The following is a 22,096-nucleotide window of genomic DNA, read 5'->3' on the forward strand; positions in this document are numbered from 1 at the left end:
CTATTGCCTAAGCTAGATCACTATAACGCTTTCCATTTTTCGATAATTTTAAAGGAGTTGGACTTGGCTGGCAGCCTTAACCAACCGTCAACTAATCTGCGTAAGCCGCCGCGCATCTTGTCGTGGTTCGTGGGCATTATCGTGGTGCTCTTCGCGTTCGGCCCGCTCGCGGTGTCACTGTATACCGACTGGCAGTGGTTTGGTGAGGTTGATTTCCGCGGGGTGTACACGACCGCGATCATCACCCGCATCATTTTGTTTTTTGCCTTCGGTATTATCGCTGGGCTTGTGACCTTCCTGGTCGGTTGGCTCACGTGGAAAAACCGTCCGAGCGATGTCTCAATGGCAGATATGAACTCGCCGGTGTATCAGTACCGCGATTCTATTGCCGCGACGATGCGCAAGTTCCTCTACGGCGCACCGATCGTCATTGCGATTGCAGCAGGATTCATGGGCCAGGCCTACTGGCGCACCGTCCTGCTGTTTTTGAATGGCGGTGATTTTGGCCGTGAAGATGCAGAATTTGGTATGGATCTAGGCTTTTATGCCTTTAACTTACCGCTGCTGAATATTCTGGTGTCCTCGCTGAGTGTGCTGCTGATCGTCAGCTTCTTGGTGTCGCTGGTGGGCTCCTACATTTTGGGTGGTATCCGCGTTGGCAGCCAGGCGGCAGGCGTGAAGGGATCGGTATCGAAGCCCGCACGTATTCAGCTGGCCGTCATTGCGGGTCTGTGGATGTTGGTCCAGGTTGCTAGCTATTTCTTGGATCGCTACACGATTTTGTTCAACCAGCACGATATTTTCGCTGGTGCATCGTTTACCAACCTGCATGCGGATTTGCCAGCCAAAATCATTTTGATCGTGGTTTCTGCGTTGGTGGCGGTGGCATTTTTCATGGCTATCGTGATCAAGGATCTGCGCATCCCGGGGCTGGCTGTGGTGCTGATGCTGGTGACCTCCATCGCTGTCGGTACCGCGTGGCCGATGTTGATGGAGCAGTTCTCCGTGCAGCCGAACCGCGCGTTGAAAGAAGCGCAGTCGATTGAACGCAATATCGATGCCACCCGCTTCGCCTACAACATCGACGAAACCAACGTGGAGTATGAGACCAACTGGGGCGCGGGGGACGTTTCTGACGACGACGTCGCTGCGGATGAAAACACGATTTCCAACCTTCGTTTGCTGGATCCAGACATTCTGGCACCAACCTTTACCCAGCAACAGCAGTTGCGTAACTTCTACGGTTTCCCGGATGTGCTGTCCATGGACCGCTATGAGATCGACGGCGAACAACGCGATTTCGTCGTGGCTGCTCGTGAGCTGGATCCTAATGCACTGCGGGAAAACCAGCGTTCCTGGATCAACCGCCACACGGTGTATACCCATGGCAACGGTTTTGTTGCGGCACAGGCTAACACCATTAACGAGGCTGCAGAATCCGCTGGTTCTACCCGTGGTGGTTTCCCGGTATATACGGTTTCTGACTTGCAGACCTTGGCTTCCCGGGCTGAGGACGAAGATGCCGAAGAACTCGGCATCAAGGTGGATCAGCCGCGTGTGTACTACGGTCCTGTGATTGCTTCGGCCGACGATGGGCTGGATTATGCGATTGTCGGCAGCAACGGCAATGACGTGGAATATGACACTGATAATTCGTCGTATACCTATACCGGCGAAGGTGGAGTTGGCATTGGGAACTGGTTCTCTCGTGCGATCTATGCCGCGAAATACCAGGAGATGAACTTCCTGCTCTCGGATCGCGTTGGTGCGGAATCGAAGATTTTGTATGACCGTGACCCGCGTGCCCGCGTCGAAAAGGTCGCCCCGTGGTTGACTACTGATTCCCACACCTACCCGGCGGTGATTGACGGCAAGATCAAATGGATTGTAGATGGGTACACCACCCTGGATGCGATGCCATATAGCACGGAAATGTCGTTGTCGCAGGCTACTCGCGACGCGCTGAACCCAGAGGGCACGGAGCAGCGCCTGATTAATGATCGCATTGGCTATATCCGGAACTCGGTGAAAGCCACCGTGGATGCTTACGACGGCACCGTGGAGCTCTATGAGTTTGATACGGAGGATCCAGTACTGGATGCGTGGCGCGGGGTATTCCCGGACACCGTGAAGGATGAATCCGAGATTTCTGACGAGTTGCGTTCGCACTTCCGCTACCCAGAGGACATTTTCAAGGTGCAGCGTAACCTGCTGGCCCGCTACCACGTGGATGACCCAGGGGTGTACTTCTCCAACGACGCCTTCTGGTCGGTTCCACTGGACCCAACCCAGCCGGAATCCCAAGAATTGCCGCAGCCTCCGTATTACGTGATGGCCGCGGACCCAGAAAACCCGGACAAGTCCAGCTTCCAGATGGTGACGCCATTCCGTGGTCTGGAGCGTGAATTCCTCTCGGCACATATGACGGTAACGTCTGATCCGGATAACTACGGTGACATCACCGTGCGGGTGCTGCCGACGAACACGCAGACACAGGGTCCGCGCCAGGCGCAGGATGCGATGATGTCGTCTGACCAGGTCGCGCGTGACCGCGGTCTGTGGGAGCGCACCAACGAGCTGTACAACGGTAACCTGCTAACTTTGCCGGTCGGCGGCGGTGAGATTCTTTACTTGGAGCCGATTTACGCAGAGCGTAAGGACCAGGACTCGGCCTTCCCGAAGTTGCTGCGTGTTCTGGTTTCGTACAAGGGCCGCATTGGTTATGCGCCAACCATCGGTGAGGCACTGGAGCAGGTAGGCATTGACTCCCAGGCAGCGCAGGATATTGATCTGGTCGACGGCGATGGTGCTGCCTCGAGCGACGACGGCGATGCAGATTCGGCAGATAGGGCGGAGTCTTCTGCTTCTGGTTCGGATGATGATGCCGACAGTGGCCGTGATTCTTCTGGGCGTTCCGGCCCAACTCCGCCGGCGAGTGGTGACGGCGTCGGTGCCATTAACGATGCGCTCCGGGAGTTAGAGAAAGCACGTGATGGTTCCTTCGAGGAATACGGACGCGCACTGGATCGATTGGATCGGGCGGTAGAAAACTACCAGTCGCAGAACTAAGGTTCATCGATCTAGAGCCAGTACAACGCCGATAATCCCGCTGTGCGCCCAGCGTACAGTGGGATTTGGCATATCTAGCGATGGTATGTATAGTTACATGATGTCAGCGAGCGAGAGATCGCAAAGGCGAAAGCTTTAAGCTGGCAGGTGAATTGAATATCATCCGACGCGGGGTGGAGCAGCTCGGTAGCTCGCTGGGCTCATAACCCAGAGGTCGCAAGTTCGAATCTTGTCCCCGCTACCAATATTCAACGGATTCCCCAGTGGTGCTTAGCGCCGCTGGGGATTCTTCGTATGCGGGCTTCCTTGGATTCGGGGGTCGTATAACCCTTTAACCCGATGACATGGCGTCTTATCTGTGATGTATGCTACATGGATGGCAGATAAGAACCCTTTTCACGTCAAGGATTATCGTCGCTGGTTTGTTGGCGAAACGTTACTGTCGGTATCTGCTGGCATGGGTCTGGCGACTATGTTGCTGGCGGTCGAGATCTTTGACTCTGTGGCAACCGCGGGACTGTTCTTTTCTGTCGTTAGTTTGTTGGGCATCCTCGGATCAGCGGTAGGCGGATCGCTTGCGGATAGCGTACAGCGCCGAAGCTTATTCAAGGTGTTTTCGCCAGTCGTCATCATATGTTCGCTAGGGATTGCCATAACCGTGAGTGGTTATTTTTATGCAAACTGGACGACGCAGGCTGCCGTCGTGGCAAATTCTAGCTTCGTGCTGATTAGTAGTGCTATCACGGGTGTGCTCGACCCGGTCATGGATGCCGCGCTGAAAAATGTGATTTCTCCGGAGCAATTTCCTCGGGCAGTAGGAGCTGCAGAAGCCCGGGAGTCGACGATATCGATCGCTGCCAGCCCGGTCTCCGGTGCTTTATATTCTGTGCTGGCACCAGCGCCATTTGTGGTGCAGTTTTTCTGCAATCTCGGTTTCTATATCAATGCTTTAGCAATTCGCACGCCACTGGGGCCGAATAAGGAAAAGGGAGTTGGCCTGGGCGATGAAGAGCAGACGGAAACACACGATAGCCCACCAACGGGGTGGCGGCGAAACCTCACTACGAAGCTGAGTGGCGGGTATGGGCCGGCGTGGAGATTTTTGCGTGAACGTAACGCGCTGTTTCGGATTCTGCTCAGCGCACCGTTAATTAACTTATTTGTTTTCGGTACGTTTTCCTGGACCACGTTTTATCTGTCAGATGCAGGTGAGCCGGGCTGGCTTATCGGTTTGGTGATGGCAGGATTCAGCATCAGTTCGTTGCTCGGCAGTGCTTTGGTGCCGTGGCTTACGGATCGATATTCACCTGGTTTGCTGGTTGTCGTTGGACTAGGCAGCATGCTGGTCTTCTTCGCCGTGTTTTTGTTTTTGGCTGCCAGCCCCTGGGTCATGCTGGTGGTGAGCCTGGCGTGTATGCTCCCGTCGACGGCATTAAATGCAGCCCTGTTTGGCCACGTTTTTGCTGTCACCCCACAGGATTTACAGGGGCGCGTGATGGCGATTTTTATCGTGGTTAGCAGTGCTATCAGCGTCGTTGTACCGACACTTGCGGGCACCATGGTGGAATCTGGTACTCGTTTCTGGTTTGCGGCCGTTGTTATTGGGACCGGGATTGTGGGCTGGCTATTGCTGGCTGGCTCTCGGGAGGTGCGTGCGATGCGTAATGAGGAACCGGACGGCGATAACGGTGGCGGCGACACCGGAGACCACGAAGACCCCGAAAATCTGTGATCCCAGACTCGCACCCTTTGTATTGCCTTGCTCACACTGTTCAACAAAATCTAATGTTATCGGTATCACTCATTCCGCCGATCTATCCCGCACGACCCACGGTATGTGACGCGGAAACAGTGAATACGTAGTAACGAGCAACCAGCTGCTGAGTCCAGCTGTCGAGCAAAGGGGAATAGCCGTGTCGCCGACCATTCCAGAACCGAAGCACGTCACCAACGTGCCAAGCGTTGGGCATACTGACCCACCGGTGCCGAAAAATATCTGGCGGTTGTTTGTCTACAGCGCCATCGGTGCGTTCGTCTTTTTCTTCCCACTGACCTACCAAGACAAAAGCTCGATCCCGCTCGACCACATGGTCACGATCGTGCGGGATAGTGTGCCCGCCATCGTCCCATGGATCATCCTGGCGCTGGCCGGTTTTGGTGCTGCGCGTTCCATCTATAACCAAGACTGGAAAGAAGGCACGCTCGCTGCGATTTTCGTCGTCACGAATGTCATTGGTTTTATCATCGCGGTGTTGGCAGTGTTGGATGCGCTGCCGTGGGTACTTGGCGACGAAGACCTGGTGCCATTCCTCTGGGAAAAGATTGCTACTCCGGTTGGATTGATTGTTCCGATCGGCTCGGCCTTCCTGGCGTTGCTGGTCAGCTATGGTTTCTTGGAATTTATCGGGGTGCTCATGCAGCCGATCATGCGTCCGCTGTGGAAAACCCCGGGTCGTTCGGCCATCGATGCGGTGGCCTCGTTCGTCGGCTCGTATTCGCTGGGTATCTTGATCACAGACCGCGTTTATCAGCGCGGTGGCTATACCGCGAAAGAAGCCGCTATCATCGCCACTGGCTTTTCGACGGTTTCGGCAGCGTTTATGGTCATTGTCGCTAATGCACTTGGCCTCATGGAAATCTGGACCACCTTCTTTTTCACCACCTTGGTCGTGACCTTCCTGGTCACTGCCATCACCGTGCGTATTCCGCCGCTGTCCCGCATTCCGGATGATTATCACGAGGGCGCGACTCCGGAGCCAGAGTCGACCGTCAGCGGTAGCCGAATCAAGGCCGCGTGGAACGAAGCCTTGTATACCCTGGAAAACGCTCCGAGCCTGTGGCGTGCGGTGCTCGATAGCTTCGTCGATGGCATCAAAATGGCCGGTGCTATCGTGCCGTCAATTCTCTCTGTTGGCCTTGGCGGTATTTTGTTGGAGCGTTTCACCCCGGTATTTGAATGGATCGGCTACTTGTTCTATCCCTTCGCTTGGGTCGTGCGCCTGCCGGAAACCATGGATGCCAGCCAGGCGATGGCCACTGGTATCGCGGAGATGTTCCTGCCTGCCGCCAGCATGGCGGGTTCGGAGGACATGATTGCGAAGTTCGTCGTCGGCTTGGTCTCCATCTCGATGATCATCTTTTTCTCCGCACTGATTCCGTGCATCATGGCCACCCGCATCCCAATTTCGCTCACTGCTATCGTCATCATTTGGTTCCAGCGAGTGGCTTTGACCATTCTGATTGCCACCCCAATTGCGTATCTGTTGTTGTAACACCATTCGTTAGTCTGAAAAATCATGAATTCCCCGCAGGTCCCCGCAGCACGCCACACGCTTGATATTTTGCGGCTGCTTTCTACCATCGATGTGCCGATTTCCGCCGCGCGCATCCATCGTGAACTGGGCATTCCGCGCTCGACTACATACCACCTGTTATCGGAGATGGTCGAGGCGGGGTTCGTCGTTCACCTTGCAGGTGAGCGCACCTATGGGCTTGGCTTGGCCGCGTATTCTATGGCGAATGCTTATACCACGCAGCAGCCGTTGGTGCGTTTGAGTCAGAAGTACCTAGAGAAACTTGCGAGTTTCGCGGGCGGTTCGGGGCATCTCTCGCGCCTGTCTGCGACGGAAATTGTGTATCTTCAAGAAACTCGCGCCCCACGGGCGGTGTCGCTGATTAGTCAGGTGGGGGTCCGGTTGCCTGCGGTGGGCACGGCGTCAGGTCGGGCGATGCTCGCGCATTTGCCGGAAACGGAGTATCGCGCGGTGTATTCGGCGTCAGATCCGGCAGAGGGTTGGGGTGCATTCCAAAAACATCTTGCCGACGTCCGCGAGCGCGGCTTTGACGTGGAGGTGCAAGAAGTCAGCCGTGGGCAAGCCAGCGTTGCGGTTCCGGTATTGGATCACTTGCAACGGCCTGCGGCTGCGCTTGCTGTGACTTATCCCGTCGATAGCCTACGTGATGGGCAAAGTGCGCAATTGCGCGAGCAGTTGCGCACTGCTGCTCTAGAGATTTCTGCGCGCATGTACGGCAACCGAGGCGACTAAGTTGCATGTGCCCGTCTCGGATTTCAGACACATTCGCCGTCGAGAGTCTGTTGTGTGATCTAGAAAACTCCTAAATTAAACAGCAAGAACGAAGTGTTTGAGTGAAAGGACGCCGATAAAATGTCGCAACCCCGTGAAATTCGCGCCCCACGCGGAACCGAATTGTCCGCAAAATCGTGGCAGACTGAAGCGCCGCTGCGCATGTTGATGAACAACCTGGACCCAGAGGTTGCGGAACGTCCGGAAGATCTCGTGGTCTACGGCGGTACCGGTAAAGCAGCCCGCAACTGGGAATCTTTCGACGCGATCGTCGACGTGTTGAAAGACCTGGAGGCTGATGAAACCTTGCTGGTACAGTCCGGCAAGCCGGTCGGCGTGCTGCGCACCAACGAATGGGCTCCGCGCGTATTGATCGCTAACTCAAACCTGGTGGGGGATTGGGCTAACTGGGAGCACTTCCGCAAGCTCGACGACGAAGGCCTGATGATGTACGGCCAGATGACTGCTGGTTCCTGGATTTATATTGCTACCCAGGGCATCCTGCAGGGCACGTACGAGACTTTTGCGGCTGTTGCCACCAAACGTTTCAACGACACCCTGGCTGGCACGTTGACTCTGACCGGCGGTTGTGGCGGCATGGGGGGAGCACAGCCACTGGCCGTGAAACTCAACGGTGGCGTGTGCATTATCGCCGATGTTGATGAGACCCGATTGAAGCGTCGGCAAGGCAAACGCTACCTCGACGAGGTCACTACGTCGCTGGACGAAGCCATTGAGATGGCTAATAAAGCCAAAGAAGAAAAGCGTGCGCTGACCATCGGTGTCGTCGGTAACGCAGCAGAAATTTTCCCGGAGGTGCTCAAGCGGCACCGTGCTGGTGAGCTGACCGTCGACATCGTGACTGATCAGACTTCCGCGCACGATCCGTTGTCGTACCTGCCGGTAGAGCACTCCGTTGATGAGTGGCACCGGGAGGCTAAGGCTGACCCGCAGACCTTCACCAAAAAAGCTCGGGAATCCATGGCCGCCCAGGTACAAGCGATGGTGGAATTCCAGGACGAAGGCGCAGAGGTCTTCGACTACGGTAACTCCATTCGTGACGAAGCCCGGCACGCTGGCTACAACCGCGCATTCGAGTTCCCAGGCTTCGTCCCGGCGTATATCCGTCCGTTGTTCTGCGAGGGGCTTGGACCATTCCGCTGGGTGGCGCTTTCGGGCGACCCAGAAGATATTAAGGTCACTGACCAAGCCATCAAGGAGCTGTTCCCTGATAACGAGCACCTGCACAACTGGCTGGATGCTGCCGAAGAATACGTGGAATTCGAAGGTCTGCCAGCACGTATCTGCTGGTTAGGCTACGGCGAGCGCCACAAGGCTGGCTTGCTGTTCAACAAGCTGGTAGCAGAAGGCAAGGTCAAAGCGCCGATCGTTATTGGCCGCGACCACCTGGACTCCGGTTCGGTGGCTTCGCCGTACCGCGAAACCGAAGGCATGCTGGACGGTACCGATGCTGTTGCTGACTGGCCATTGCTTAACGCGCTGACCGCCACCTCTGGTGGTGCCACGTGGGTGTCCCTGCACCACGGCGGCGGCGTTGGTATGGGCCGTTCTATCCACTGTGGCCAGGTCACGGTGGCAGACGGTACCGAGCTGGCTGCGAAAAAGCTGAAAGCCGTGTTGACCAACGACCCTGCGATGGGTGTGATCCGCCACGTCGACGCCGGTTATAACCGGGCTAATGAGGTCGCAGAAGAGCGCGGCGTGCGCGTGCCATCTCCATTTAAGTCCCGTGAGAGCTAGAAAAGGTCAGGAAGTCTAGAAACTCTAGAAAAACTAGCTCCACCAACGGCGGGCAGAAACGTCGCTGTGTTCGTTTTTGCTCACCCCCGTTTGGCTGCCGCTGGCTGCGTGCAGTGTGTCGCCAAACGGGGGTTTATTTATTTATATTCTCCTGCTGTGAGCTAAAACGCCATTAGAACAGGTTTGTGTCACTGACTGCTTTGTATTGTGGCAAGTCTCATGTGATATAACTTACGCACCGTAGTTTTGGTTTTGTCATCCTACAAAGGTGCGGTGGCTGTGCTCGCAGGATTTCAGTGGAGAGTGTATGTTTCGCTACTTATTCAAGAAAGTAACGGGGTGGCTGCTGGTTATTTTTCTGGCGACCAACCTGACGTACTTTCTGGCCTCTGCCTTTTTGGACCCTAGGTCGAATTACGCAACACGGCGACCGCCGATACCCGAAGAGCAAATTGACTCCATGCTGGAGCCCTATAACTTAAGCCCGTCGACACCTATTTTGGAACGTTGGTGGAACTGGCTTAGCAATGTTGTGTTGCACTGGGATTGGGGCTCATCACCAGTGGGCGCGGATGTCAATGCCGAAGTTGGCTATCGAATCTGGGTCTCTGCGCAGCTGCTTTTGCTAGCCACGATTCTGTCCATCGTGATTGGTGTAGCCATCGGTGTTTACACCGCATCCCGACAGTACAAAGCCGGTGACCGCATTTGGCAAGGTATTTCGATCATCGCGATGAATACGCACATCGTCGTGGCTTCGATCGTCGTCGTGGGCTTTGGTCTGAAAATCAATGAATGGACCGGTCAACGTGTCTTTTACGTGATCGGCGCCCGCTCGATCCACGTCGAAGGATTTTTCCCGACGCTCATCGATATCCTGCAGCACCTGACCTTGCCCACGATTGCGATGGTGTTTATTTCTTATGCCGGTTATCACATGACTCAGCGCACCCTGCTGCTGGATAACCTCAATGCCGATTATGTCCGTACCGCCCGCGCGAAAGGACTTCCACGAGGGGTGGCGATTCGCCGACACGCGTTGCGCACCTCGATCATCCCGGTTGCTACCTCGGTGGCGTTTTCTATTCCGGGGATTTTTACCGGCGCTGTTATGACCGAAAAGATCTTTGCGTGGCAGGGGATGGGGCAGTACTTCCTGGACACCATCGCAAATAACGACATCAACGGTGTCGTTGCCGTCGCCGCTTTCGGTGCTGCCTCGACAGCCTTTTCTGCAATCCTGGCGGACTTCGTCGTTGTCGCCATCGATCCACGGGTACGGGTGAGCTAGCCATGACTAATCCACAAGACACCAACATTGACACCGAAAGCCGTTCACCATTGGGCGGGGCACAACAAGCCACCAAAGTCGGCGATGGCACGAAAAAGCGTGGTACGTCGCGGTGGAAGCTGTATACCCGCCGGTTTTTCCGCAACAAGCTCGCCACCGTCGGTCTGTTAATCCTGCTGGGCTTAATTTTCTTGTCGACGATCGGCGGCTATTTTACCCAGTGGGACTACTATGAGCCGGATTTTTTGAATCTTTCGGAGCCGCCAAGCGCGGAGCATTGGTTCGGCACGAACGATGCCGGTAATGACATTTACGCGCAGGTGGTTCATGGTCTCGGGCGTTCGTTGACAATCGCGATTGTGGTTTCTGCGCTGACCTCCGTGGCATCCGCATTGATTGGAGCCGGTGCTGCTTTGTGGGGCGGGCCTGTCGAAAAGGTCGTGATGGCTGCGATCCACTTTTTGCTGGCTATTCCGTCGTTTTTGATCATTGCCTTGGTGGTTTCCGGCTCCGGCGGGGACTGGAAGCTGCTGATCATCGTTTTGGCAATCTTCGGTTGGATGTATCCGGCGCGTGTTATCTGGTCGCTGGCGTTGACTTTGCGCGAGCTGGATTATGTGCGCGCTGCAAAATACATGGGTGTTTCCCGGCCACGCATCGTCTTGCGACACCTAGTGCCGAATATTGGCTCGCTGTTGATCATCCAATTCGTGTTCGGCGTGATCGGCACCGTCATGTCAGAAACCGCGCTGTCGTTTTTGGGCCTGGGTATTAAGCTTCCCGACGTTTCTCTGGGAACCATGCTGCAAGACGGCGTGAATGTGATTAATGCATCGCCGTGGCAGTTCTACTTCCCAGCCGGTGTGTTGACCTTGCTGACTGTGTCCATGGCGTTTATCGGTGACGGTTTGCGCGACGCACTTGATCCAAACTCTAATTCTGGAGGAAAAGCATGACCTCTCCTATTTTGTCTGTTACTGATCTCAGCGTCTCGTTCCCATCTGAGGCCGGAACCGTTAACGCTGTGCGTGGAGTCAATTTCGATCTTTTGCCCGGCAAGACCTTGGGGATCGTGGGAGAGTCCGGCTCCGGAAAATCCGTTACCTCCATGGCAATCATGGGGTTGTTGCCGGACTATGCCAAGGTTGCCGGCTCCGTGGAATTCGATGGCGTCGAGCTATTGGAGAAAAACGACAAGCAGATGTCGAAAATCCGGGGCAAAGACATCGGCATGATCTTCCAAGATCCGTTGTCGGCGCTGACCCCGGTGTTCGATATTGGTACCCAGCTGGTCGAAGCTATCCAGACGCACCAAAAAGTCAGCAAACGCGTCGCGCTGGACCAGGCCGCACAGCTGCTGGAACTAGTCGGGATTAATGAACCGAAGTTACGGTTGAAATCTTTTCCGCATCAATTTTCCGGTGGTATGCGCCAGCGCGTGGTTATCGCCATTGCGATTGCGAATAATCCCAAGCTTTTGATCGCTGATGAGCCGACTACGGCCTTGGACGTGACCATCCAGGCACAGATTTTGGATGTTATTAAGGTTGCGCAGAAAGAAACTGGGGCGGCCACGATCATGATCACTCATGACATGGGGGTGGTCGCAGAAACTGCCGACGATGTCATGGTGATGTACGCCGGGCGTCCAGTAGAACGCGCCGAGGTCCATGACTTGTTCGCCAACCCGCGGATGCCGTATACCGTCGGGCTGTTGGGATCAACCCCGCGTCCCGATGCGTCGTCGGAGGATCCGCTGATTCCCATCGAGGGAAATCCACCGATGTTGGTGAACCTCGAGGATAAATGTCAGTTTGCCCCGCGATGCCCGGTAGCGACCGACGAGTGTCTACATTCTGAACCGAAGCTGCTGCCGCTGAAGAGTAATCAGAGTCAAAGTACGGCGTGTATTCGTTCTGAGCACATTACGGACCGAAAAATCGACGGTCAGCAGATGTATCCGGTGCCAAAACTCAGCGCTGATGTGCTGGGGGATGTCCCGCGCGAGGAACGCAAGATTGCGCTTGCGGTTAAAGACCTGCATAAGGAATTCCCGTTGTTGAAAGGTGCTTTGGTCAAGCGTCGCGTCGGTACGGTCAAAGCTGTCAACGGCATCAGCTTCGAAATCCGTGAAGGCGAATGCATGGCGATCGTCGGCGAGTCTGGTTGCGGCAAGACCACCACGCTGCTGGAGATTATGGACTTGGAGCCGGAAAACGGTCAGGTGCTTCTGGACGGCGCGGATGCGAATGAATTCTCAGCGGCGCAGCGTCGGGAAGCGCGGAAGCAACTGCAAATCGTGTTTCAGGATCCGATGAGTTCGTTGAACCCACGTCTGACTGTGCGGGAAGTGATTGCCGAGCCGTTGAATTCCTTGGGCTTCGACGGTGATGTCGATGATCGCGTCATTGAGCTGATGGAGTTGGTGGGCCTGAATGCTGACCATCTGGATCGATTCCCGAGCCATTTCTCCGGTGGCCAGCGGCAGCGTATCGGGCTGGCTCGCGCGTTGGCGACGAACCCGAAGGTGATCGTGCTCGATGAGCCGGTCTCAGCCTTGGATGTGTCTATTCAAGCTGGTGTGATCAACCTTCTGGAAGACCTCAAGCGCAAGCTCGGGATCGCTTATTTGTTTGTCGCACATGATTTGTCTGTGGTGCGTCACCTTTCAGACCGGGTGGCCGTGATGTACGAGGGTGCGTTTGTGGAAGAAGGCGTTACGGATGAAATCTTCGATAATCCCCAGCATGAGTACACGCGGAAATTGCTCAGCGCTATCCCAATCCCGGATCCGGAGGTCGCGCGGAGACAAAAAGATTCTGCATAATATTCTGCGCAAAAGTTCTCAATTGCGCTAACTCACGGTTATAATTCAATGAGCGTTAACTCACAGAATATATTCTGTACAGTTTGCTTCACTAGTAGAGGGAGTCTCCATGAATAGCATGTCTGGTTTTGTGGTCAAAAAGGCTGACGGTAAGAACGCTGGCAGGATGAAAAAGATCGGTATTGGCGCCATGTCGGTGCTCGCACTGACTTTGGTATCGTGCAGCTCAGATGGTGGGTCGAATGCCTCCGGGGGCGGCAACGGCGATGGCGCCAGCGTGGAGGTGCACCCAGAGGGTGATTACAACCCGGTTGACCGCGACCAGCTGCAAGATGGCGGCGAATTGCGTCTGCCATTGGGGGAACTTTCGGAACAACAAAATACGCTGCACGCCAACATGGTCTCTGATACTTCGACGGTGTGGGATTGGTATAACCCGCAGCTGACGATCATGGACGACAAGGGCGAGGTGGAATTCAACCCGAATTACTTTGATTCTGTCAGCAGTGAAGAGGTTGATGGCAAAACGGTGGTGACCTATAACTTCACTGATGAAGCAACGTTCAACGACGGTACCCCGATCGACTGGCGTGCCTTTGAAGCGATCTGGAAGGCAATGAGCGGGGAAAACCCGGAGTTCCAGCCTGCAGCAACCGATGGCTATAACCTTGTCGAGTCTGTGAAAGAAGGCGACTCCCCGAAGCAAGCTGTGGTTACCTACAAGCAGATTTATCCGTGGTGGGAAGAACCATTCACGCAGCTGCTGCACCCCGATGTCGATACCCCAGAAGAATTCAACGAGGCATATCTCAACCAGTTGCATCCAGAATGGGGTGCAGGACCGTACACCGTGGCCTCAGTAGACTTCCAGTCGGGCAATGTGGTTTTCGAACCGAACGATAAATGGTGGGGCCCGGAGCCGAAGCTGGATCGTGTAACCTACCGGCAGCTGGAATCGCAGGCCACTATCAACGCCTTCCGCTCAGGCGAGATCGATGCAGCGGGTGTGGGAAACAAGAACAATATGTCCATCGCACAGCAGATGGGCGATAGCATCGACATCCGTGCAGCTCTGCGTCCGTCGTATATTTTGTTCTCGTTGAACTCAGAAAGCCCGCTGTTAGCTGATCCTGAGGTGCGCCATGGCATTTTTGCCGGTATCAACCGCGAACAGTTAGCCGAAATTCGGTACAACGGTTTGGACTATGAAGAAGAGATGCCGGGATCGTTGTCGGCGCTGACCTTCCAAGATCACTACCAAGACAACCTGTCAGACGTTCTCGAATATGACCCAGAAAACGCGAAGAAACTGCTGGAAGATGCAGGATATTCCGAGGGTAGCGACGGCATCTACGAAAAAGATGGCGAGAAACTCTCCCTGCGCTACGTTTTGGTCGGTGACGATGAAGTCTCGAAGTCCACAGCTTCTGCGGTGCAATCGATGCTGCGCGCAATCGGTGTGGATCTGCGCATTGAAGAACGCCCAGCCAGCGAATTTGCGAATATCCTGGAAGAACGCGATTTCGATCTCTTCCTGAGTGCCGTGGGAGTTACCAGCCCGTACAGCGGCATCGTCTACTTCGAGCAATCCTTCGGCAGCGATTCCAACCTGGATCTGTCCAGCACGGGATCTGCAGAATTCGATGAGAAGATCAAAGAGATGCAGCAGTTGGACACCAAGGAAGCACAAATCGAGCGTGCCAACGAACTGGAAACAGAAGTTTTCGAGCGCTACGGCCACCTGCCATACGCGAATGGTCCACAGATGTCTGCGTACAAGAAGGGGCTAGCCAACTTCGGCCCGGCACCGTTTAAGACGATGCTGAAAGAAGACATCGGCTGGGAGAAATAAGCCGCCGAAGAATCATTCGCCGATGATGCCAGCCGGTCTCATGATGTGTATTCACACAAAGTTATGGGGCCGGTTGTGCATGTTTTCAGACAGAGACCTCAGAGGAAGAAGTTATGACTGAAGAAAAGCACACGTTGTCCAGGACGGGAAAGCCTCAACAACCTATTTCACCGGGCGAGATCAACCCGGGTGCACGTAACGGCAGGACAATAGCTGCGCGGAAAGCGGGCGTGGGATTGTTGTCGATAGCCGCGCTAACCTTGGCCGCCTGCAGCAGCGGTGACAACGCTGATTCCGCCGACGGCCCTGGAATTGATGTACACCCGGAAGGCGACTATCACCCGGTGGACCGCGACCAGCTGCAAGACGGTGGTGAACTGCGGTTGCCTATCGGCGAAATCCCAGAGCAGCAAAATGCCCTGCATGCGAATTTCACCTCGGACACGGTTGCTTTGTGGGAATGGTACAACCCGCAACTTTATTTGCTAGATGATGGCGGCAACCTGGAATACAACCCGGATTATTTCACGGATGTCACGCACGAAGAGATCGACGGAAAAACCGTGGTGACTTACGAGTTAGTCGACGAAGCCACCTTTAACGATGGGACTCCCATCGATTGGCGTGCATTCGAAGCTACCTGGAAAGCACTCAACGGAGAGAATACTGAGTTCCAACCAGCTGCTACCGATGGATACGATTCAGTGGAGTCAGTCGTTGCCGGCGACAGCGAGAAACACGCAGTCGTGACCTATAAATCCATCTATCCCTGGTGGGAAGAACCATTCACCACTCTGCTGCACCCGGATATTGATACCCCGGAAGAATTCAACGAAGGTTATTTGAACCAGGTGCGTCCGGAATGGGGCGCAGGACCATTTACCGTTGCCAGCACGGATTTCCAGGCCGGCAATGTGGTATTTAAAGCAAATGACAAGTGGTGGGGCGATGAACCGAAATTGGATCGGGTAACGCTGCGGCAGCTGGAGTCACAAGCCGTGGTCAATGCTTTCCGTTCTGGTGAAATTGATGCCGCGGATGTTTCAGATAAAAACAGCCTGGCCGTCGTTCAGCAGATGGGCAACGACGTTGATATTCGGGCCTCGCTTACCCCATACCAGCGCATGTTTTCGCTGAACTCGGAAAGCCCCCAGTTAGCTGATCTCGGCGTGCGCCACGGCATCCTTGCTGGTATTGACCGTGAGCAGCTAGCAGAGATTCGTTTTAACGGTCTGGGTTATGAAGAAGAAATGCCTGGCTCGATGGTGTTTATGACCATCCAGGACGAATACCAGGATAACGTCTCGGAGGTTGTGGAATATGACCCAGAAAATGCGAAACAGCTGCTGGAATCCGCTGGCTATGAGATGGACGGAGAATTTTACTCGAAAGATGGTGAGCGGCTCTCCCTGCGCTATGTCCTCATTGGAGATGACGACGTTTCCAAGGCAACTGCGCGCGCTTTGCAAGCAATGATGCGCGAGATCGGGGTTGAGCTGCGCATTGAAGAGCGCCCGAGCAGCGAATTCGCGAATGTCCTGGAAGAGCGAGACTTTGATGTGTTCCTCTCCGGGGTTGGCGTGACCGGGCCAGATAGTGGCGTGGTCTATTTCTCGTATTTTTTCTCGACGGATTCCAACCTGGACCTTTCCCGCACAGGCACCGAGGAGATGGATGCCAAGATTGAAGAAATGCGGCAACTCGACACCGCTGACGAACAGCGCATGCGCGCCAACGAACTCGAGAAAGAAGCCTTCGCGCAGTACGGCCGCCTGCCGTATGCCAACGGACCACAAATGACCGCGGTGAAATCCGGCTTGGCTAACTACGGGCCGCGGGTATTCACGGTCCTGGAAAAGCAAAATATCGGCTGGGAGAAATAGGCTTGATCCCGTTTAACTAGGATCCGTCCTCGATAGAATCGACCAACCATTGCGCCAGGACACGGGCATGGGTGTGCTCAGTGTCCTTGCCGGCGAACAGTAGCGCGATATTTCCTTGCCCCGCTGCTTTAGACAAGGTCGTCACAGCGTCGGCAAGCTCGCCATCGGCAGCGCGCTGGTCCAGCTCAGACGTGTAGCGCTGGCTGAATTCGTCGAAAGACAGCCCGTCGTGGAATTCTTTGCGGAGTTCCTGCGACGGGCACAGCTGTTTATCCCACAGGTTTGGCTGCAGATCTTCCTTCCTGATCCCGCGCGGCCACAGCCGGTCGGCCAGCACAGAAAATGCTGCTGGACGCGCCGTACCCTCACCACCCTGTTCGCCGCGAACGTCGAAGACACGGAATAAGAAGATCTCATGCCCACGCACCGGGTAGCTGGCAACGGGGACAGCCGTGATGGATCCGTCGGTATCTGTCACTCGATTTTGGGAACTCATGAACCCTAAGATAGTGAAGTGTGAATGGACTTGGCGTGAATGCACCTGGCGAAGAACTCATCCGCACAATTACCTGGGATGGCGTGTTCCGGGGGCTGATCACCCTGCTGATTGGCCTCGCCATCGCGGCCGTCGCAACTGCGATCACGCGTTTGTATCTGCGGGCACGCGGTCGGGTGCACAGTTCACGTAGGGTATTGGGCCGTTTGGTGTTCTGGATCATCGCAGTATTGGCTTTTTCTGCCGCAATGACGGTGGTCTTTCCTTCGATTAACCCGGTCGACATTCTCGGTGGTATCGGTGTCGTCTCCATCGCAGCCGGTATTGCCTTCCAGACGGTGCTGGGCAACATGTTTGCGGGCATCATGATCCTCGCGCGCGACCAATTCCGCGTCGGCGATCAAGTACAGGTGGGTGATAACGCCGGGACCATCACCTACATCTATCTCAGCTCCACGAGCATTAGGCGTTTCGACGGCCAGCTCGTGGTGATCCCGAATACACTCATGCACTCCGGGGAAGTCATCGTGCAAACCGGGTTTGAAACCAACCGCGCCCGGGTAGTGATTGATATAGCGACGAGCGCTGATCTCACGAATGTCAAAAATACTGCCATTGCGGCGATGGATTCGGTGGAATGCGTCTTGCACGATCCCGCGCCAACCGCGTACTACCACGAAGTGGGTATCGAAACCGTCAGCCTGGAATTATTATTCTGGTCTGGTTCCACGCGGCTGGAATCCCGTGAGGCCACCGATGCAGTGATCTCCGCGGTGCTCGAAGCAATGCGCCGGGAAGAAATTCCCTTGGCGACGACCGGCCTGGAGTCTTTGCACGTGCGTTCGTCGCAGCAGCAACAATCGCAGGTTTCCGCCCGCAGCCCGGAAAACGACAATAAAGACTAATGAAAACTCTTCACCGAATCGCGTTTGTGGCCTGGTTGGCCGTCGTTATTGCTTTAACTTTGCTGAAAAGCTTCTATCAGATCGGTTATCTCTGGGACCCGGACAACCAACGGGTGCGTGAGATCATCCTGGAACCACTCGACGTCTGGCGCTCGTCATCGAACTGGTTCCTCAGTGTCTTCGAGTATGGCGGAAATACCGCTTTATTCATTCCCTTTGGTGCGTTGTTGTTCATCGTGTTTGCCACGGGAAGTTCGCGTCGGGGAAGCAGCCGAGTGCGCGGTGGATCGCGGACTGGGTGGGCAAGCGTATGGAAAGTTGCCGTATTGGCTGCGCTGTGTAGTTTCAGTATCGAATTAGCACAATACGCGTTTTCAGTCGGACGAAGCTCTATTGATGATCTCCTGGCCAACACCTTGGGTGGGCTATTAGGCGCGTTGCTGGCCAAGGCAGCTGGGCCCAAGTTGTACCCGTTCTGGTCAGGTATTTCACTTGCTTTGGCTGCGGTTTTTGCCGTGCTGGTGGGGCTTGGCGAGCGGCTCGGGGATCCGGAAAAGATCGTGGACTAACTGCACGTATGGGGGTGGCCCATGCAGTGAATACAAGCGTCGTCCCAGCTCGCGCACACAGGTAATAAACGTTTGGTAACTATCATCCAACGACCTGATCAATTCCCACCAGATTACTGGAACTCCATGCCACCATGAGACAGAAAAGAATTAGCCTGAGCGAGCAGAATAGAGGATGATTCGTGCGAGGACGACCAGCGGTGCAGCGAGCAGCGCAATACCGTGAAGTACAGCAGCAGAGTGCACAGCCGGTGAGCACACGCAGTAGCGGGAAGCGTAAGTTCACCGCCATCGTTGCGTCGGCGGCAACGTGCATGACCGGCCTATTAACAGGAGCTGCCACCGCGCATGCCGCACCTTGGGACCAGCGCGCCGGGGCGTATCACGAGGCACGCAAGACCATCGAAGAAGGTCCAGTGGTTGATTCTGCCGGATTCGTCGAAAATGCCCGGAGCCAGTTGCAGCAGTGGGGGATCCAGACCCCGGAGCTAGACCGAGAGATCACCGATGCTATCGACCAGCAGATCGCCAGCGCGCTACCTCAGCACCGGAGCCCGCAGGAGCACCGAAGCTCGCAGGGCCCGCAGGCGTCGGCAAGCGGTATCGGTGCAGCGTCCGGCGACAAGGCTCCTGCGTCCGTCGACAAGGTCCCTGCCGCTGAGACACGTGGCGATCATGCTGTTGATGGCAACGGCTCTGTCGGCAAAGACTATGCCAGCAACGATTACGACGGCATCGGGGAGCGCCCGGCAATCATCGAAAATCCTGCTATTGATCCCAATATGCGCTGGGTGAATGATCCCTTGTCGAAGATCCTGGCAGGCAAGCCCACCGAAGATTTCGTCTTGCACCGAGTACCTGGATCCTGGTTTGATGCGCCGCGCATCCCGGAAGAATCAAATGAGTATCTCTCGCAGGGCACATCGCTGTATGGCCCCGGCACGCCGCTGTTCGTCGGCGATTCGGGGATCTGCACGCTCGCGGTTGCGGGCACCGATGCGCAAGGGCACAAGGTCGGTATTACCGCCGGGCACTGTGGTGCGGAAGGCGACTACGTTGCCTCAGCTGATTCGTGGCAGGTAGGCAACTCCGGCACCATCGTGGCCTCCAATGCGCATCACGATTATTCTGTGATCGAATTTGGATCCAATGCGGAAGTTACCCGCAGCTACAACAACGTCACCGTCGACGAGATCGGTGCCGGACCGCGATTTGGTGACCAGGTCTGCAAAAACGGCGTTGCTACCGGCCACACCTGTGGCGTCCACTACGGCGATGCCGAGGGGATTCAGTTCAACCAGGTCTGCGCGAGTCTCGGAGACTCCGGCGGGCCGCTGCTGGTAGGCAACCGTTTGGTCGGCATCATTTCCGGTGGGGCCAACCCTACGGGCCTGGATTTGTCGTGCCGGAGCCCACTCCAGGGATTCCTGCATGTACCAACCATGGCCAGCGATGCCAACACCATCCTCGCTGACCTGGACGCGCATGGTGGCGTCGGTGCTGGTTTCCAGTTGCCGGAAAACTAACGCACCCAGGCTGTCTTAACTCAGGTGTCCTTAACTCAGGGTTCCTTAACCCAGCAGGCCCAACACGGACTCGTGCAGGTGACCATTGGTTGCTACCGCCGAGCCACCGTGTGGGCCTTGCTTGCCATCAAGGCTGGTGAAATTCCCACCGGCTTCACGCACGATGATGTCCAGCGCTGCTAAATCCCACAGCGATACTTCTGGTTCCGCAGCGGCATCGGCAGCGCCCTCGGCAACCAGGCAATAAGACCAGAAATCGCCGAAACCACGCAATCGCCAGGTTTTCTCGCTCAATTCCACGAAATTGCCGAGCTTGTCGCGCTCTTGCCAGCCTGCCAATGAGGAAAACGACACCGAGGCATCATCCAATTCACGCACCTCGGAGACCGATAACGGGTCCGGTTCAGAATCGAAGACGCGCCGGAAAGCACCGTGGTCTTTGGCCGCGTACCACCGCCGACCCAGCGCAGGGGCAGAAACCACACCGACGACGGGCTCGCCGTCGACAAGCAGAGCAATGAGCGTCGCCCACACCGGCACGCCGCGGACGTAGTTTTTGGTGCCGTCGATCGGGTCGATGACCCACTGACGCCCAGAAAATACTGGGGTGCCGCCCATTTCCTCGCCGAGAATGGCATCTTTGTGGCGTGCGCCGCCCAAATGTTCGCGTAGCATTTCCTCGCAGGAAATATCGGCGTCGCTGACCGGGGTCATATCCGGTTTGGATTGCACCTGCAGGTCGGCGGAGTTAAAGCGATGCAAAGTCACACCATCTGCGCGGTCAGCTAGCTCCAGTGCCAGCGCAAGATCCTCCGCGTATGCAGAGCCAGTGGAGTTAAGGCTGGTGGGGTTAGTCATTGTTCGTGCCTTTCAGAATTTCTACAATCTCCGCAACGGTCTGTTCATTGCCTGCGATATGCCAGCGCACGCCGCCTGCTATTTGGGTGGCGGTCGTGCCACCTGCTCCTTCTACTAAAGCCTTGCCGGGCAACCAGTCCCAGGCTGGCACCGAGTGCTGCATCCAGGCGTGTAAAGTGCCGTCAGCAACCGAGGCTAGATCCACCGATCCTGCGCCGAACATGCGCAGGGTAGCGGCCTTGCTGAGCACGGCATGCCACGCGCTTCGGGTAGCTTCATCTGCCATGCAGGTTGGGTGTAAATAGGTGCCCACGCAGGCAGTGCCCAGGCTACGGTTGTTAATCGCTGCGAGTTCATCGCCGTCGCGGGTGGTGTGCAGGCCAGCCCCAGAAAACCAGGTGTAGCCCATCGCCGGGCGGTGCACGGCGGCCGTGATGATCTCGTCGGGATCGTCTGCGGCGCCCCGCACCAAGGCCAATGCGGAGCACCAATAATCCGAGCCGGAGGCGAAGTTATAGGTGCCGTCGACTGGGTCAATCACCCAATTACGCCCGGATGTGCTGTTCGTCCGTGCCCCTTCTTCACCGACGATGCCGTCTTCTACCCGGATGCCTTCTAACACCGTGGCGATGAAACGCTCGGCGGCGTGGTCGGCGTTGGTCACGACGTCGGAAATGGAGGTCTTGGTGTCTTGTTCCAGGCCTTTTTCGCGCAAGCGCCATGCGATGCGCCCGGCATTGAGCACAAGCGCTTGGGCCAGTTGGCCATCATCGTCGCTGACGTGTGCCACCATGAATGCTTTGGCGGTGGCGTCGATGGCCTTGTTGAGCTCGAGTTGTGGGTCGTCGGAGGCAGAATCTGCGGGCGAATTCATGGCCACCATTCTGCCTGAAAACCCGGCGTCGGAAAATTCCGTCACCCAGCCGAATCTGCTCGATTGTTCCACTGGTGATTGAGCATCGGTGATTGAGTAG

At 55.9% G+C, this 22,096-nt stretch carries 16 protein-coding genes and 1 tRNA gene; 14 read left to right on the forward strand and 3 right to left on the reverse strand.

Annotated features, from left to right (window positions below; genetic code table 11):
- Positions 1 to 63 precede the first annotated feature (63 nt).
- The 11 genes from B142_RS0107965 to B142_RS0108015 all read left to right on the forward strand — a co-directional run bounded on the left by B142_RS0107965 (position 64) and on the right by B142_RS0108015 (position 16,768).
- Entirely contained in the window at positions 64 to 3,069 is a 3,006-nt protein-coding gene (locus tag B142_RS0107965; protein WP_018121019.1) for a UPF0182 family protein, read from the forward strand.
- Positions 3,070 to 3,236: 167 nt separating this feature from the next.
- A tRNA-Met gene (locus B142_RS0107970) sits at positions 3,237 to 3,313 on the forward strand.
- 132 nt (positions 3,314 to 3,445) lie between these two features.
- Entirely contained in the window at positions 3,446 to 4,801 is a 1,356-nt protein-coding gene (locus tag B142_RS0107975; RefSeq protein ID WP_018121020.1) for an MFS transporter, read from the forward strand.
- Between the two features lie 181 nt (positions 4,802 to 4,982).
- Positions 4,983 to 6,341, forward strand: a complete 1,359-nt coding sequence (locus tag B142_RS0107980; protein WP_018121021.1) for a YjiH family protein — start codon at positions 4,983 to 4,985, stop codon at positions 6,339 to 6,341.
- Between the two features lie 24 nt (positions 6,342 to 6,365).
- Entirely contained in the window at positions 6,366 to 7,115 is a 750-nt protein-coding gene (locus tag B142_RS0107985) for an IclR family transcriptional regulator (RefSeq protein WP_018121022.1), read from the forward strand.
- A 120-nt stretch (positions 7,116 to 7,235) separates the two neighbouring features.
- Positions 7,236 to 8,915 carry a urocanate hydratase gene (locus tag B142_RS0107990; protein WP_018121023.1) on the forward strand — a complete coding sequence of 560 codons (1,680 nt, stop codon included), beginning with the start codon at positions 7,236 to 7,238 and terminating at the stop codon, positions 8,913 to 8,915.
- Between the two features lie 307 nt (positions 8,916 to 9,222).
- On the forward strand, positions 9,223 to 10,206 hold the full coding sequence (locus B142_RS0107995) for an ABC transporter permease (RefSeq protein WP_026167961.1): 984 nt from the start codon (positions 9,223 to 9,225) through the stop codon (positions 10,204 to 10,206).
- A gap of 2 nt (positions 10,207 to 10,208) precedes the next feature.
- On the forward strand, positions 10,209 to 11,162 hold the full coding sequence (locus tag B142_RS0108000) for an ABC transporter permease (protein ID WP_018121025.1): 954 nt from the start codon (positions 10,209 to 10,211) through the stop codon (positions 11,160 to 11,162).
- Positions 11,159 to 13,033 carry a dipeptide ABC transporter ATP-binding protein gene (locus B142_RS0108005; RefSeq protein ID WP_018121026.1) on the forward strand — a complete coding sequence of 625 codons (1,875 nt, stop codon included), beginning with the start codon at positions 11,159 to 11,161 and terminating at the stop codon, positions 13,031 to 13,033. Before B142_RS0108000 ends, B142_RS0108005 begins: the two co-directional genes overlap by 4 nt.
- Positions 13,034 to 13,151: 118 nt before the next feature.
- Entirely contained in the window at positions 13,152 to 14,885 is a 1,734-nt protein-coding gene (locus B142_RS0108010) for an ABC transporter family substrate-binding protein (RefSeq protein ID WP_018121027.1), read from the forward strand.
- A gap of 113 nt (positions 14,886 to 14,998) precedes the next feature.
- Positions 14,999 to 16,768, forward strand: coding sequence for an ABC transporter family substrate-binding protein (locus tag B142_RS0108015; RefSeq protein WP_018121028.1), 1,770 nt, complete (start codon positions 14,999 to 15,001; stop codon positions 16,766 to 16,768).
- A gap of 16 nt (positions 16,769 to 16,784) precedes the next feature.
- Here the strand turns inward: B142_RS0108015 and B142_RS0108020 are convergent, their stop codons facing one another.
- A complete protein-coding gene (locus B142_RS0108020) occupies positions 16,785 to 17,264 on the reverse strand; it encodes a DUF488 domain-containing protein (RefSeq protein WP_018121029.1) in 480 nt (159 codons plus the stop codon).
- Positions 17,265 to 17,299: 35 nt separating this feature from the next.
- Between B142_RS0108020 and B142_RS0108025 the strand changes: the two genes are divergently transcribed.
- From B142_RS0108025 to B142_RS12295, 3 genes are all read left to right on the forward strand, one after another.
- Positions 17,300 to 18,169, forward strand: coding sequence for a mechanosensitive ion channel family protein (locus tag B142_RS0108025; RefSeq protein WP_152671636.1), 870 nt, complete (start codon positions 17,300 to 17,302; stop codon positions 18,167 to 18,169).
- Positions 18,169 to 18,738, forward strand: a complete 570-nt coding sequence (locus B142_RS0108030) for a VanZ family protein (protein ID WP_018121031.1) — start codon at positions 18,169 to 18,171, stop codon at positions 18,736 to 18,738. Before B142_RS0108025 ends, B142_RS0108030 begins: the two co-directional genes overlap by 1 nt.
- A 182-nt stretch (positions 18,739 to 18,920) precedes the next feature.
- Positions 18,921 to 20,264: a S1 family peptidase gene (locus B142_RS12295; protein ID WP_236588378.1), complete on the forward strand. Its 1,344-nt coding sequence runs from the start codon at positions 18,921 to 18,923 to the stop codon at positions 20,262 to 20,264.
- A 45-nt stretch (positions 20,265 to 20,309) separates the two neighbouring features.
- On the opposite strand, the gene hisN is transcribed toward B142_RS12295, so the two are convergent.
- A complete protein-coding gene (hisN, locus tag B142_RS0108040) occupies positions 20,310 to 21,122 on the reverse strand; it encodes a histidinol-phosphatase (RefSeq protein WP_018121033.1) in 813 nt (270 codons plus the stop codon).
- Positions 21,115 to 21,996, reverse strand: a complete 882-nt coding sequence (locus tag B142_RS0108045; protein WP_018121034.1) for an inositol monophosphatase family protein — start codon at positions 21,994 to 21,996, stop codon at positions 21,115 to 21,117. Before B142_RS0108045 ends, hisN begins: the two co-directional genes overlap by 8 nt.
- Positions 21,997 to 22,096 lie beyond the last annotated feature (100 nt).

This window comes from Corynebacterium propinquum DSM 44285 (assembly GCF_000375525.1).
In the GTDB taxonomy this organism is placed as follows: Bacteria; Actinomycetota; Actinomycetes; order Mycobacteriales; family Mycobacteriaceae; genus Corynebacterium; species Corynebacterium propinquum.

Coding starts and splice junctions, on each gene's coding strand:
- B142_RS0107995 (WP_026167961.1), top strand. CDS start 9,223: ATGTTTCGCTACTTATTCAAGAAAGTAACGGGGTGGCTGCTGGTTATT.
- B142_RS0108045 (WP_018121034.1), bottom strand. CDS start 21,996: ATGAATTCGCCCGCAGATTCTGCCTCCGACGACCCACAACTCGAGCTC.
- B142_RS0107985 (WP_018121022.1), top strand. CDS start 6,366: ATGAATTCCCCGCAGGTCCCCGCAGCACGCCACACGCTTGATATTTTG.
- B142_RS0108010 (WP_018121027.1), top strand. CDS start 13,152: ATGTCTGGTTTTGTGGTCAAAAAGGCTGACGGTAAGAACGCTGGCAGG.
- B142_RS0107975 (WP_018121020.1), top strand. CDS start 3,446: ATGGCAGATAAGAACCCTTTTCACGTCAAGGATTATCGTCGCTGGTTT.
- B142_RS0108020 (WP_018121029.1), bottom strand. CDS start 17,264: ATGAGTTCCCAAAATCGAGTGACAGATACCGACGGATCCATCACGGCT.
- B142_RS0108005 (WP_018121026.1), top strand. CDS start 11,159: ATGACCTCTCCTATTTTGTCTGTTACTGATCTCAGCGTCTCGTTCCCA.
- B142_RS0108030 (WP_018121031.1), top strand. CDS start 18,169: ATGAAAACTCTTCACCGAATCGCGTTTGTGGCCTGGTTGGCCGTCGTT.
- B142_RS0108015 (WP_018121028.1), top strand. CDS start 14,999: ATGACTGAAGAAAAGCACACGTTGTCCAGGACGGGAAAGCCTCAACAA.
- B142_RS0107990 (WP_018121023.1), top strand. CDS start 7,236: ATGTCGCAACCCCGTGAAATTCGCGCCCCACGCGGAACCGAATTGTCC.
- hisN (WP_018121033.1), bottom strand. CDS start 21,122: ATGACTAACCCCACCAGCCTTAACTCCACTGGCTCTGCATACGCGGAG.
- B142_RS0108000 (WP_018121025.1), top strand. CDS start 10,209: ATGACTAATCCACAAGACACCAACATTGACACCGAAAGCCGTTCACCA.